Here is a 14,711-nt window from a genome sequence, read left to right on the forward strand (position 1 = left end):
TAAGAGTATTAGCTTATCATACAGTTCCGGACCAGGAAAAATTTCGGCGACAAGTGAAGTACTTGAATTCTCATTTTCATGTGATTAGCCTCGAGGATTTAAAGAAACATCTCTTTGAAAACAAAAAATTACCTAAAAAGTCAGTATTGATAACCTTTGATGATGGGGATATCTCTGTTTATGAAAATGCTTTACCTGTGTTGGCCGAGTTTAAAATGCCATCTGTTTCTTTCGTGATTACATCATTGATAGGTTCTTCTAATACGTTTTGGTGCCGATGGGTGGAAAAAGCTATTCAAAGGGAGGGTAAATCATATGCTGAAGCCAGGAAAAAAGTAAATCATCTTAAAAAAGTTCCAAATAGTGAAAGAATAGCCTATTTAAAATCTTTACCTGAAATTAAATCCAGGCAGCTTTCTCCGGAAGAAATCTATGAGATGGAAAAAAAAGGTATATCTACGGGTAACCATACTCATACTCATCCTATGGTAGATAATTGTAAGAAGGAGGAAATAAAGGAGGAGCTTAAAAACGCAAAAATGAGGTTTAGGAAATTAGGTCTTGAAGGCTATGATGTTTTTGCTTATCCAAATGGAAATTGGGATATGGATACTGAAGAAGTGCTTAAAAAGGAAGGAATAAAAATGGCATTTTTGTTTGATCATCAGGTGAATAAAGAGCAAATAAATCCTTTAAGAATTTCAAGGTTGATGGTGGATACTTATAATGACTTAAATGAATTTAAAGTGAAAGTTTCCGGTTTACATTCCAAAATATTAAAATTTAATACCCGTTTTAAATAACCACAACAATTATGTTGAATTACCGGGAAATAAACTATTCAGAAGATGTTCCTGAAATTATCAGGCTACTACGCTCCAGTTTAAGCGAAAACCATACAGAATCCAGTTTTTTGTGGAAACATACAGAAAGTCCATTTGGAAAGTCATATGGGTTACTTGCCTGTGATGATTCTAAAATTGTTGGTGTAAGAATGTTTATGTATTGGGACTTCTATGGGGATGGTAAGAAATTAAAAGCCATTCGTCCTGTAGATACTATTACACATCCCGATTACAGAGGAAAGGGGATATTTAAGAAGCTTACTCTACAGGGGCTGGAAGTATGCCTAAAGAATGTAGATATTGTTTTTAACACTCCTAATGAAAATAGTAAACCAGGATATTTAAAAATGGGGTGGAAAAATTATCCCACTCAAATACTTTTCAAAGTTGCTCTTGTTTTTCCTTTTGGTTCTGGTAAATCGAGATTAAATCCGGTTGCAACATCAGCCCTCTCATTAAGAGAGGTTGACCTAAGTCGTCACGGTTTTTGCACTCATGTAACACAGGAATTTATTCAATGGCGTTATAAAGATCCTGTTTATAAAGCTGTAAATATTGGTATAGATAATGAAGAAGTTATAATCATTTACCGTGTAGAAACATTCAAGGGAGTTAAAATGTTAGTCATTATTGAGGCTCTTGGTAAAAAAAACTATAGATCCTTAGCTTTGCACAGACTATGCCAGTACCATAATATTTATGTGGTGTATTATCTGGAAAATAATTTTACTGGTTTGAAATTCAGCATCAAAAGAAATAAGTCGGTGGTGGTATATCGTAATGATAAGAAAAATATTATTGATAAAATTTCATTTTCAGCAGGAGATCTTGAAGGTAGACTTTAATATTTTATTAATGAATTAGTATAGCTCTTGAAAATCTTTAATCTCAAAATTCTATTAAAATAGATAGAATTGAATAATGTAAATTTTGTTAGTACTTCTATGAAGAAGTATAGCAATATAATTCCAAAATAATATGTTCACAACCAGATTAAAGCGGAAGATTAAAAACATGTTTTCCTCTAAATTTACAAGAAGAATTCATGAACGTATAGATGCTTTTTATAGAGATTCCGAAGTAAGGAAGACATTAGTGCGAAAATTATATGCCAGTGACGATATAAGCGTTTGGAAAGATTCTAAGCGTTGGCAGTTCCAGTTGAATAATAAGCACAACTCAAGGGAATTTGCCCAAAAATTTAATTGTAAAGTGCCTGATTTGTATTGGGAAGGTCGGAAGGTTGAAAAAATAAATTTTGGTAATCTGCCGGAAAAATATGTAATAAGACCAACGATAGGTTATTCGGCTAATATGGTATTTTTGATGCAGGGTGATAAAAATCTTTTTGATGATCGTGAGTATTCCGAAGCAGATATTGTGAAGGAATTATCCTTTGCTGTAAAAGAAAATCCTGAGCTTGATTTCCTTGTTGAAGAATTTGTAAGTAATGAGAATGGCCAATATCCGATACCTGACGATTATAAAATTTATTCCTTTAATGGAGAAATAGCATGTATTCAGGTTATAAATAGGACAGGGCGTAAAAAAGGAACTACATCTTTTTATGATGAAAATTGGAACCAGTTGGAAAGAGTACAACAAGAATATCTTGATGGGGATGCTCAACCAGCTCCGGCTTGCCTTCAGGAAATGATTCAGGAGGCTAAGAGGTTGAGCAAAGCTTACGAAATATTTGCACGAATTGATTTTTATGCCACTCAAAAAGGTGCGGTTTTCGGAGAATTTACACCTACTCCGTTTAGAGGAAATGGCTTTACGCCTTTTGGAAGAAAATTACTTATAAACTATTGGGATAAATATTGTCCCGGAATGATATAATAAAGAATAGATGGTTTAGGAATAAGATATAAATGGTTCCTTTATCTTTCTGTTTTGCTTCAGCCTATATTATATGAAAATACTAATACTGATTAATTCCCTGGGCGCCGGTGGCGCTGAACGCTCAATGGTAGAATTTGCCAAATTTCTTCATAAGAGGGAAGAAACTACAGTTAAATTCCTGTGTCTGGAGCGTAGAAAAATTGGGCTGGAGGAAGAGGTTGCTTCATTTGGTATTCCTATACATTACTTTCAGGGTGCGGGTGGCTTTAAAGGTAAAGCCGGCTTTGTGAATAATTGTATAAACAAAGAAAATCCTGATATTATACATTCTGCTTTAACTCAGGCAAACCTGGTATTAAGATATGTTCGGCTAAAGAATAAAAAAGGAAAAGTAATTCAAAGTCTGGTTAATACTCCTTATTCCCTGGAACGCAAAAAAGACAGTGATCTTCCATGGCAGAAATTTCAGCTGGCAAAACAAATGGATGTTTGGAGTGCACGCCTTACCTCAGGAATTTTTTATCATGCTATTACTAATAAAGTGCTTCAGCATTATAAGCCATTATTCAAGATCAGAAATAATTACAAAATTATCTATAGAGGCCGCTACAAAAATAAATATGTGGAAGAAGCCGAAAAAAGGAAACAATTCACCATTGTTAATGTAGGACGGCAGGAATTTGCCAAGGGCCAGCTGGATATATTAAAAGCTCTTGATTATTTAAGATCAAGTTATGGGTTTACTAAAGTCAATCTTGAAATTCTGGGCCGGCCGGGGCAATATTCTGAAAGACTTCTTTCTTATATTAAAGAAAACAATCTGGAAGAACAGGTGAAGATACATGGTTTTGTACATGATGTTGAAAAGCGTTTGGTGACTTCACACGCTTTTGTATTTCCGTCTTATTATGAGGGACTTGGCGGAGCTTTAATTGAAGCTTTTTCTGCAAAACTTCCTTGTATATGTTCTAATATAGAAGTATTGGAAGAGGTGGTAGGAAACAAGAAAGGAGCTCTTTTCAGTAAGCCGGGAGATCATGTGCAGCTTGCAGAAAACATCCTTAGGTTATACAAGGATGAAAATATGAGAAAGAAATTAAGTAATTATTCTTTTAAACGTTTTCAGGAAGCTTTTGTTATGGAGAGCATCAATAACCAAATGCTGAATATGTATAAAGAAGTAATTGCCTCCTAAATCTAAATATGAAAATACTTCAATTGGTAACCAGTCGGCAATATAGAGGAGCTGAAGTTTTTGCAGCTAATCTTAGTGCTGAATTGATCGAACTTGGACATCAGATTCTTTTTGTGGGATTGTATAAAAATGACCAGAATGTTTTATCTGTTAAAAATGCTGAAAATTTAGATATTGCTGAAGCTAAAACCAGTGGTTTTTCAATTTCTTTATTGAGAAAATTAATAAAATTATTAAAAGAAAAGCGTCCGGCGGTAGTACAGTGCAATGGTTCTGATACACTGAAATATATGGCGGCAGCCTCTCTCTTTGTTCCTAAGGTTCCCGTATTATATCGCAACATAAGTATGATAAGTAAATGGGTGAACACGGTTCCCAAAAAAGTGGTTTATAAGAGGGTTTTCAGGAGAATAGATCATGTTTCCTCTGTAGGGGAAGAAGCCGTGGTAGATTTTATAAATACCTTTAATTATCCCAGGTCTAAAACTTCTGTTATTAGAAGAGGAATACCTGTTAAAGAAATTCAGGATCAGCAATTGATTAATCGGTATAAACAGGAATTAGGAATTAGTGCAAAAGACAAGGTAGCTATACATATTGGAAATTTTAGCCCTGAAAAAAATCATACTTTCCTTCTTGATGTTTTCAGTAGCATAAAGCAGAAAGAACAGAATGTTAAATTGTTCTGCGTGGGGAGTGGTGTTCTCTATGAGGAAATAGAGGAACAAATTAAACAACGTGATTTGGAAGATACCGTTTATCTTTTAGGATTCCGAAAGGATATACCTGAACTTTTAGCTGCTGCAGATTGTTTTGTGCTGTCCAGTAAGGTAGAGGGTGTGCCCGGAGTAATTCTTGAAGCGGCAACTCAAAGAAAGCCTTCTGTTGCTACAAACGTGGGAGGAGTTTCTGAAGTATTATCAGATGGGAAAACAGGATATCTAATTAATAATTTTGATTTAGAAGATTTTGAGGCAAAACTTTTAAAATTGCTTATGAATAAGGAGCAAAGGGAAGAATTTGGAGAAAACGCTTATAGATTGGTTTTTGAAGAATTTAATCCGAAAAAGAATGCGCTGCGGTTTCAGCAACTATACCTAAAACTCGAAAATGATCAGTAGATTTCCGGCTACCGTTAAATTACGTTAATTTCCACTAAAAACTTGCCGTATATATTGAAATATCCAATCTTGCGGCCGCTTATCTTTTTATATTACTATGCAGAAAATTAAAGTGCTCCATATCATAAAATCATTAGGTCGGGGCGGTGCCGAAGTCTTATTGGCAGAAACTTTAAAATTGCATGATCAATCTCAATTTGATTTTCATTGTATTTATTTTCTTCCATGGAAGGACCAAATGGTAGAAGATATTGAAAATGCCGGTGGCAGAGTTTCTTGTTTTTCGTCCAATAATAACCTTCAAATGCTTGTGCAGTATAAAAAGGTTATCAAGTATTGTAAAGAAGAAAAAATAGATATTATTCACTGTCATCTACCGTGGTCGGGTTTTTTAGGACGAATGATTTATGCCCAAACTGAAATTCCTGTTATTTATACTGAACATAATATCCAGGAGCATTATCATAAAATCACTAAAAGGCTTAATAAATTAAGTTTTAATTTTCAAAGCAGGGCAATTGGAGTTTCGGCTGATGTCACTCGCTCCATAAAAGAAAATATAAATCCTCATATTCCTGTCGAAACCATATTGAACGGTGTAAATACAGAAGCTTATTGTAGAGACAAAGATAAGGGTAACGCAATCAGAAAAAAATATGGCATTCCGCTTAATGCTACGGTTATAGGAAGTATAGCAGTTTTTCGGGTTCAAAAATCCATTCCGGATTGGATAAAAGCTTTTAAAAAAGCCAGTGATAAGCATCCTGATATCTATGGAATTGTAGTAGGGGCAGGTCCTCAAAAAGAGGAGGTTGAACAGATGGTACAGGATTTAGATTTAATTGATAAAGTTATATTGCCGGGTCTTCAAACTAATACAGTAGATTATTTTTCGGCTATGGATATTTATATGATGAGTTCCACTTTTGAAGGTTTGCCCGTTGCATTGCTGGAAGCTATGAGTATGAAATGCGCAATTATTTCCACCAGGGCCGGGGGTGTTGTTGAAGTTGTAAGAGACAATGAAGATGGCAAGTTGAGCGATGTAGGGGATTATGAAGATTTAGCCAATCATATAGATTTCTTTGCCGCAGATAGATCCCAAATTTATAAATTTCAAAATGCTGCAAGGCAAAGGGTTAAAGAGGCATTTAGCTTACAAAATATGGTGAACTCATTAGAAGCTACTTATCAAAAACACATCAATTCATGACCATAAGAAAAGCAGCTCCTTCAGACATACCCGCCATTATCTCTGTCTTAAAGATCAGCCTTGGTGAAGATCAGTTGGCAGTTTCAGAAGAGGTCTGGAATTTTAAGCATGAAGATAATCCTTTTGGGAAATCAATTGTTTTTGTTGCTGAGGAAAATGAAAAAATTATTGGTGTTCGGGCTTTTATGCGCTGGAACTGGAAAAATGAAAATCAGGTTTATAAAGCATGCAGAGCCGTAGATACCGCTACCCATCCTGAGCATAGAGGAAAAGGTATCTTTAAAAAATTAACACTTAAAGCAGTGGAGGCTGCCAGGGAAGAAGGTGTAAATTTTATATTTAATACTCCAAATGAGCAAAGCCGGCCGGGGTATTTGAAAATGGGCTGGGAGACGGCAGGAAAAATAAAAGTGGGTTTATTTCCGGCCTGGAATTCCTTTTGGAGATTGAGAAAAAATCAACAAGGCTTTAGCATTGATAAAAATTTGTCTCCTAAGGATTTGGATTCTTTATGTAAAGAATGGAATAACAGGTTGGCACGTACTTCAGGTTTATATACACCAAAGTCACCCGATTATCTTAGATGGAGGTATGAGATAAATCCATTGCAAAATTATGAGGTTTATAATGGCGCAGGTATTTACATGGCCGCCATTGTTAAATACAGAAAAAATTTTAAAGAACTGCGTATAGTAGAATGTATCTTTGGGGACGGAAACTCTAATCCTAAAGATGTAAAAAAACTTATTAAAAAGTGGAGTCTGAAATTCGGAGTACATGTAATTTCCTTTTCTCCTGAATTGATGAAAATTAATGGGCCTTCCATAAGTGGTTCTTTTGGCCCAATATTAACAATTAGAAACCTAAATACCGAGTTTCCAAATATGCCTGAGATATCTGATGTTCAAAAGTGGACTTATAGCTTAGGAGATCTTGAACTATTTTAGAGTATGATAGCAGCATTGTTTTTGTTCATTTTTCTGTTTCTCATTAACCAGGGAGTATTCAGTTATTATAAGAGAAAGCATGCGTTTTTTGACGATAAAAAGATGAATTTGCTATATGTATACCATAGCTTGTTCTACGTTTTTTATATGTGGTATATCGGAAACAATCCTTCTGATTCTAAAGGGTACTATGATGAAGTGAGTACTCACACGGGTTCGTGGTTTGAACTTTTTGGTACAGACACACATTTTATTGACTTCATGGGGTATCCATTTTATACTTTAGGGATAACTTCTTTCGAGGCCATGATGTTCTTGTTTTCCTGGTTTGGATTTATAGGTTTTTTACATGCATATTTATTTTTTAGAGAGAATATACCCATAAAGATTAAGGTCTTCAATGTTGATTTTCTCACTTTACTTTTATTCTTGCCAAATATGCATTTTTGGACAGTATCTTTTGCAAAAGGATCATCTATTTTCATGGGGTTGATGATATTCACATATGCTATCACCAATTTTAAAAAGCGATATCTAATTCTGATTCTTAGTTCCTTTATTATCTTCCAAATTCGTCCACATATGTTTATGTTCGTAGCTGTGGGTGCAGTGGTTGGTTATCTGAGCGGAAAAGCGAAAGTACCTCTTTACCAAAAAATTGGAATAAGTATAGGACTGTTAGTATCCCTGCTATTGGTACAGGATACCATATTAGGTGTTGTTGGTTTGCAGGACAGTGAAAATTTAGTGCAAGGATTTGAAAATTTTTCAGAAAGACGTTCTGAAGATTTGAGCACATCCAGTTCCGGAGTAGATATGCAGTCGTATCCATTACCAGTGAAAATTTTTACTTTCTGGTTTCGTCCCTTGTTTATTGATGCTCCAAATTTTATGGGTATTATAATTTCTTTTGAAAATCTACTTTATTTATTACTTTTTATAAAAATCCTGAAGAAAGATTTTGTGAAATTCCTAATGAAATCACCTTCTTTTGTTAAAATGAGTATGATGATTTTTTTATCAACTTCATTAGCCATGACTTTTATCATGTCTAATTTGGGAATCATCATGCGGCAGAAATCAATGGTAATGTATTATCTGTTTTTTGTAATATATTATTATTTGGCGCAGAAAAAATATGATAAAATAATAAAGCTCAGACAAAGGCGAAAGTCAAAATTAAAATCAGAAAGAGAAGTTTTAGCTTCAGCATGAAAATACACCTATGAAAAATAATCATGGTCATTTGGTAATTTCACTGGATTTTGAGCTTCTTTGGGGAGTATTCGATGTGGTGAATTACAAGCAGAAAAGAAATTATTTTGAAAACACTCATCTGGTAATTCCGAAAATATTGGAAGAATTCAAGAGCTATGAAGTAAATGCTACCTGGGCAGTAGTAGGTATGCTTTTTAACAGGAACTGGAATGAATGGGAACAAAATATTCCGGAGCGTATTCCTGGCTATCTGAAAAAAGAACTTTCTCCATATAAGTTTGGTGAGGCTATTAAATTTGAGGGAGAAGAAAGCCAATGTTTTGCATCTGAATTAATAAATTGGATAAATAATACACCTGGTCAGGAAATAGGTTCTCATACCTATTCCCATTATTATTGTACGGAGAAGGGGCAAACTGTTGAAGATTTTAGGGCAGATCTGGAGAAAGCTGTAAATGTGGCCAAAGAGCATAATTATATACTGGAATCACTGGTGTTTCCAAGAAATCAGATTAATAAAGCTTACCTACAGGTTTGCAGTGATTGTGGAATAAAAACAGTAAGATCCAATCCGGATTCATGGTACTGGAAAAATCCTGCAAGTGAATCTCTATTAAATAAAATTTTTAGAACAGGAGATGCGTACAATCCTCTGGCTCCTAGAAAATCTTATTCTATTACAGAGTTGCAAAAGGAACCCGGGATGCCTCTTCTTCAAAAAGCCAGTCGCTTTTTACGTCCTGTAGAAAATAATAGCTATTTGCATAATCTTAAAATAAACCGTATAAAAGCAGAAATGTCTGCTGCTGCAAAAAATAAGGAGGTTTATCATTTATGGTGGCATCCGCACAATTTTGGCGAGAGGCCGGAAGAAAGTATGAAGGACCTTAATGAAATACTTATACATTATCAAAAATGTAAGCAGAAGTATGATTTTAAATCGGTTAACATGAAGGAACTAGATCAAATTTTTAATTCCGGGTAATTACTACCTGAAAAAATCTTAAATCTCATATCTATCAAACCAACATCTTTTAACTTAAACATGCCATGCTAAAATGGAAGCCATCAAATAAAAAAGCAGCTATATGCTTTACAATAGATGATATACATCCTGCAAAAAGTAGCGATTATTACGAAGCAGGAGGAGATCTTGAGAACGGACAGTTAGGATTGGTAAAGTGGTTGTTGGACAGGCATCCGCAGCTAAAAGTCACTTTGTTTACCACAGCTAACTGGAGAGAAATTTCTCCAAAACCCACAAAAAAGATTCTAGCTTCAATTCCGGGAGTACGGGACAAATTTTATTTGGCCAAACGTTGGCCTAAGGATAAAATGAATCTTGAAAGACATCCTGAATTTGTAAAATTCTTAAACGGAATGCAGCGTGCAGAGATTGCTTATCACGGGCTTTATCATGTGCATAAAGGTTTAAAGATTCCTGTGGAATTTCAGGATCAATCTGAAGAAGAATTCCGGGAAATTATTAAAGAGATGATGAGAATTTTTGATAGCTCAGGGATTACTCATGCTAAAGGAATTTGTCCTCCCGGCTGGAATGCCCCCGAAGCATTATTAAACCCATTAATAGAGGCAGGGTTTGATTTTGTAGCTTCCGCAAGGGATATTTTTTCGGAAATTTCAAAGGATGCTGTAAATAATATGAGTGGGATTAAAGGTGTTCCGCTATTATATCCAACTACTCTAAAAGATGGAAAAATTATACACCTTCCAACCAATTTTCAGGCGAATTCTAAAATTGAAAGAGCAAAACAAATATTAGATCTTTCCGGATTATTGTCTATTAAAGCGCACATCGTAAAATCTGTCTTTGGATATATTGCCATTGATGGGGTAGATGAATTATACATGAATTATTTAGATGTATTGCTTACCAATCTCGAAAATGAATATGGAAATGATTTATGGTGGACCTCTATGGGGGAAATTTCTGATTATATAAAAGAAAATAACTAATTATGGAAAAAATAATAAATAATCCTTCCAATTATCAGGAACAGTATATTGAAAATCTAAATAAATGTTTTAATGGTTGGGGCGGAGTAAAAGAGTACAATTGGGGTCTAAATCGGAAAATTGGCCAACATGAAACTGATATCATGCTTATTGAAAATGATGAGGATGGAGTTATTGCTGGTTCTGCCGTATCCTACAGAACCTTGGCGGGCAATAATCAAACAATAGAAATAGGTATTATGACTGGTTCCTGGACCTTGCCTGCAGCAAGAAGAAAGGGCTGTTTTAGTAAAATGATAGAGAATTCTAACCAACTTTGTAAGGAAAAGAATGTTCCTTTTCTTACGGCTTTTGTAACAGAAGAGAATGCCAGCCGGCGTCGGCTTGAATCGGCAGGCTCATATATGTTTCCCACTTTTCACTTATTTTCACCTGAAGAGCCTTATAACATTGATGAAAATAATATTGAATCACTTGAAAATAATGAAAACGTCCGAAAACAAATTTACGAGAGGACAATTAAGACGCAAAAGAATTTCCTAAGCTTTAGTTATACATTAGAAGAATTTTCTTCCCAGTATATCAACAGGATCAAAGAAACCATTCTTTTAAAAATAGGTGATGACTTTGCCATTGTTGAAGGTGGGGTGAATGAGATGAAGATTTTATTGTTAACATCTAAAGATCCATCTGCCTTCAACATCAATATCCAGGCCATTACCAATTGGTGCTTACGGGAGAAAGGAAAAAAATCATTTTTCTTTACTACCCGTAAAGAACTTGCAGATATTTGTCTGGAAAAAGGTTTTAATTGCGGTCCGGGATTTTTTACAATTTTGAAGAATTCCGATGAAAGTATTGATTATAAGGTGCTTTTTAATTCCTTAGATATCAACATGGCTGATAAAATGTGAGGATTAGAACCTGTATAATTTGAAACGAAGTAGTAGTGGTTTAGGTATAAAATAATATGTGCGGAATTAACGGATTAATATCTACGGAAAATTATAATGAAAAGGAATTGGCTCAAAAGCTATCTCTGATGAATCTTGAAATTTTTCATCGCGGTCCGGATCAGGATGGAATATTTGTTGAAGCTAGTGAAACCTTTTCTGTAGGTATGGCTATGCGAAGATTATCCATTATCGATTTAAGTACAGGCGAGCAGCCTATGGCTTCTGAAGATAATAATATACAGCTGGTTTTTAATGGCGAAATATATAATTTTCCGCAGCTTAAAAAAGAATTGCAGGCTAAAGGTTGTGTTTTTAAAACCACCTCGGATACCGAGGTGATACTAAGACTTTATGAGCAATACGGGGTGAAGTCATTTTCCAGGCTGGATGGGATGTTTGCATTTAGTATCTATGATAAAAATTTAAACAAGATTTTTATCGCCAGAGACTATTTCGGTGAAAAACCTCTTTATTATACTCAGCACGGAAATACTTTTTACTGGGCTTCAGAATTAAAATCAATTCTGAAGAACCATAGTCAAAAACCGCAAATTTCTTTGGAGGGATTGAATCTTTTCTTTCAGCTAACTTATATTCCTGCACCTTTTACGATTTATAAAAATATTCATAAGCTTAAGGCAAATCATTACGTTACTTACGACTGTGAAGCTTCAGAATTTGAAGTTAGCGAAATTCCTCAGTATTTTGAGTCTGAAATTGATCGAAATATAGATTTTAAAGCGGCTAAAGAAGAAGCGCATAACCGGGTACAAAATTCGGTTAGAAGCAGGTCGGTTTCCGATGTGCCACTAGGGACTTTTTTATCGGGAGGAGTAGATTCTTCTGTAATTTCTTTATGTCTTGCACAACAAACCGATAAAAAAATTGATACTTTTTCCATTGGCTTTGAAAAAAAGTCGTTTGATGAAACTGATAAATCCAGAACGGTAGCGAAACTCATAAATAGCAATCATCATGAATTTGTAGTTTCCGAAGGTGATTTAAAAGATAATGTAGATCAGATTCTTTTAAATTTTGACGAGCCCTTTGCAGATTCCTCTTCTTTGCCCACTTATCTTGTGGCTCATAAAACCCGGCAACAGGTAAAAGTGGCATTAACAGGAGATGGGGGAGATGAAGTTTTTGGAGGTTACAATAAATATTACATGGGGAAGCTTAATAGGAAGTATACTTCTGTTTTTCCTGAATTTCTGCATAAGGGGATGTTAAAAGCCACTGCTCCTGTTTTGGCCACTAAAGATGATAAACGGGGCTGGAGGTTTAAAGTGCGTAGATTGATGAAAGCTGTTAATTACGAGGGAGACTTCTATTATAATATAATGTCTCTGGGATTTCCCCAACAGGAATTAAGCTCCATATTTAATGAAAAATTTCTTTATGAAAATGCGCTGGATTATTACAAGGATCAGGTGGGGGAAAAAAACAAGACACTCAATGACTTCAGGCGAATTGATCAGATTATAAGCCTGGAAGGTGATATGTTGGTGAAAGTGGATAGAACAAGTATGCTTACTTCTTTAGAAAGCCGATCACCATTTCTGAACAAGGAACTCTGGAATTTTACTTCGCAACTACCGGAGAATTTTCTCATGAAAGGCTGGAATAAAAAATATCTGCTAAAAGAAGCATTTAAAGAATATTTCCCTGAAGATTTCCTCGATAAATCCAAAAAAGGTTTTGGTGTGCCGGTTGGGGATTGGCTAAGAGGTTATTTAAAACCAGAATTGAAGTCATACACAGAAAAACCCTTTATTGAGAAGCAGGGTATTTTTCTATTTGAAGAAATAGAAAAGCTGGTGGATAATCATTTACAGGGAAAAATTGATAACACTTTCAGGATATGGACCTTCTTTTGTTTTCAGAAATGGTACAAAAATTCATATAGTAAATAAGCCGGTTTAATATGAGGCAGAAGGAAATTAGCAAAATGAAAAATAAATTAGTCCGTATTACCACTGTCCCCATTTCTCTGGAACACCTGCTGGAAGGACAGCTAAACTTTATGAGCCAATATTATGAAGTAACTGCTATTTCCTCAGATGAAGTACGCCTTGAAAATTATGGAAAGGATAATAACGTGGATACTTTTTATGTAGATATGACAAGGGCTATAACCCCCGGACGTGATTTAAGATCCTTATATCAGTTGTATAAATATTTTAAAAAGGAAAAGCCGACTATTGTTCATACCCATACTCCTAAGGCGGGAATTGCCGGTATGTTAGCCGCTAAATTAGCAGGTGTCCCTATACGGCTCCATACTGTTGCCGGAATGCCATTAATGGAAACGGAAGGTATAAAAAGGAAAGTTTTAGAAGGGGTAGAGAAGCTAACCTATTCCTGCGCCACCATGATTTATCCTAACTCTCATGGAATAGAAGATTTTATCCTGGCTGAAAAGTTGGCTCCTTCAGAAAAAGTAAAGGTTTTAGGTAAGGGCAGTTCAAATGGGATCAATACCTCACATTTTGATCCGGCTCTTTATTCAGAAGAATTTAAAAAGAAGTTTAGGGAGGATTTAAAGATTCCAGCTGGTAATGCCGTGTTTGTATTTGTGGGCAGGCTCGTAAAAGATAAAGGAATAAATGAATTAATTCTAGCCTTTGAAAGATTAAGGGAACAACGCGAAGATATTTCTCTTCTGCTGGTAGGGCCATTTGAACAGGAACTGGATCCTTTAAAAGAACATACGGTCCAAAGAATAAAAGAGAATCCCGGAATTCTTTCGGTAGGCTATCAAAAAGATGTTAGACCATATTTTGCAGTTTCAGATGTATTGGCATTTCCAAGCTACAGAGAGGGTTTTCCTAATGTAGTAATGCAGGCTGGAGCAATGGGACTGCCCGCTATTGTAACTAATATAAACGGATGTAATGAAATTGTAAAACATGATATTAATGGCCGGGTTATTCCGGTTAAAGATGCGGATGCATTATATCATGAAATGAAAAATTTTTTACTGGACTTTTCTAAAAAAGAAAACTTAAGAAAAAACGCCAGAAATACCATAGAAGAAAATTACGAAAGGGAGGGGGTTTGGAAAGCTATTTTAGATGAGTATAAAAGGATAGAGGGATTACTCCTGAGGTAATATTGTAACTGCTAATTATGTCATGCATTTTATCCTGCATGAAGTTTCACCCGGAAGGTAATTACATGAAATTTGAATACCTATATTAATATTATAATCGACGATAGAGTTTGAGGCTTAAAACTGTTACTGAGCATAATTATAAAAATGCTGTTAAATATCACTGTTAAATCCCATAACCCGAATATGATTTTTTAATTTCGGGCTCGATTTACAGGAAATCCCCTATATATGTATAAGGAGCAAAAACCTAACGTTCGGAAATTTTTAATTGACCAGAAG

The 14,711-nt window shown here is 35.0% G+C and carries 13 protein-coding genes; all 13 read left to right on the plus strand.

Annotated features, from left to right (window positions below; genetic code table 11):
* Positions 1 to 53: 53 nt before the first annotated feature.
* The 13 genes from RM539_RS12820 (at position 54) to RM539_RS12880 (ending at position 14,429) form a co-directional block, all read left to right on the plus strand.
* Entirely contained in the window at positions 54 to 803 is a 750-nt protein-coding gene (locus RM539_RS12820) for a polysaccharide deacetylase family protein (RefSeq protein WP_311503806.1), read from the plus strand.
* Positions 804 to 814: 11 nt separating this feature from the next.
* A complete protein-coding gene (locus RM539_RS12825) occupies positions 815 to 1,690 on the plus strand; it encodes a GNAT family N-acetyltransferase (protein ID WP_311503807.1) in 876 nt (291 codons plus the stop codon).
* A 169-nt stretch (positions 1,691 to 1,859) separates the two neighbouring features.
* Complete coding sequence (locus RM539_RS12830; RefSeq protein ID WP_311503808.1) at positions 1,860 to 2,687, plus strand: ATP-grasp fold amidoligase family protein; 828 nt, start codon at positions 1,860 to 1,862, stop codon at positions 2,685 to 2,687.
* 73 nt (positions 2,688 to 2,760) lie between these two features.
* Positions 2,761 to 3,885, plus strand: coding sequence for a glycosyltransferase family 4 protein (locus RM539_RS12835; RefSeq protein ID WP_311503809.1), 1,125 nt, complete (start codon positions 2,761 to 2,763; stop codon positions 3,883 to 3,885).
* An 8-nt stretch (positions 3,886 to 3,893) separates the two neighbouring features.
* Positions 3,894 to 5,006, plus strand: a complete 1,113-nt coding sequence (locus RM539_RS12840; RefSeq protein WP_311503810.1) for a glycosyltransferase — start codon at positions 3,894 to 3,896, stop codon at positions 5,004 to 5,006.
* A 97-nt stretch (positions 5,007 to 5,103) separates the two neighbouring features.
* On the plus strand, positions 5,104 to 6,219 hold the full coding sequence (locus RM539_RS12845; protein ID WP_311503811.1) for a glycosyltransferase: 1,116 nt from the start codon (positions 5,104 to 5,106) through the stop codon (positions 6,217 to 6,219).
* Complete coding sequence (locus RM539_RS12850; protein ID WP_311503812.1) at positions 6,216 to 7,166, plus strand: GNAT family N-acetyltransferase; 951 nt, start codon at positions 6,216 to 6,218, stop codon at positions 7,164 to 7,166. Before RM539_RS12845 ends, RM539_RS12850 begins: the two co-directional genes overlap by 4 nt.
* A 102-nt stretch (positions 7,167 to 7,268) precedes the next feature.
* The gene (locus RM539_RS12855) at positions 7,269 to 8,381 is read left to right on the plus strand and encodes a hypothetical protein (protein WP_311503813.1); all 1,113 of its coding nucleotides are present in this window, start codon (positions 7,269 to 7,271) and stop codon (positions 8,379 to 8,381) included.
* Between the two features lie 10 nt (positions 8,382 to 8,391).
* Positions 8,392 to 9,369 (plus strand): polysaccharide deacetylase family protein, encoded by a 978-nt coding sequence (locus RM539_RS12860; protein ID WP_311503814.1) that lies wholly within the window; start codon positions 8,392 to 8,394, stop codon positions 9,367 to 9,369.
* 65 nt (positions 9,370 to 9,434) lie between these two features.
* Positions 9,435 to 10,361, plus strand: a complete 927-nt coding sequence (locus tag RM539_RS12865; protein WP_311503815.1) for a DUF2334 domain-containing protein — start codon at positions 9,435 to 9,437, stop codon at positions 10,359 to 10,361.
* Positions 10,362 to 10,363: 2 nt separating this feature from the next.
* A complete protein-coding gene (locus RM539_RS12870; protein WP_311503816.1) occupies positions 10,364 to 11,275 on the plus strand; it encodes a GNAT family N-acetyltransferase in 912 nt (303 codons plus the stop codon).
* A gap of 56 nt (positions 11,276 to 11,331) precedes the next feature.
* Positions 11,332 to 13,230: an asparagine synthase (glutamine-hydrolyzing) gene (gene asnB / locus RM539_RS12875; RefSeq protein ID WP_311503817.1), complete on the plus strand. Its 1,899-nt coding sequence runs from the start codon at positions 11,332 to 11,334 to the stop codon at positions 13,228 to 13,230.
* 35 nt (positions 13,231 to 13,265) lie between these two features.
* Positions 13,266 to 14,429: a glycosyltransferase family 4 protein gene (locus RM539_RS12880; RefSeq protein ID WP_311503818.1), complete on the plus strand. Its 1,164-nt coding sequence runs from the start codon at positions 13,266 to 13,268 to the stop codon at positions 14,427 to 14,429.
* The last annotated feature ends 282 nt before the right edge of the window (positions 14,430 to 14,711 follow it).

Origin of the sequence: Autumnicola musiva (assembly GCF_031846585.1) — a bacterium.
GTDB lineage: Bacteria > Bacteroidota > Bacteroidia > Flavobacteriales > Flavobacteriaceae > Autumnicola > Autumnicola musiva.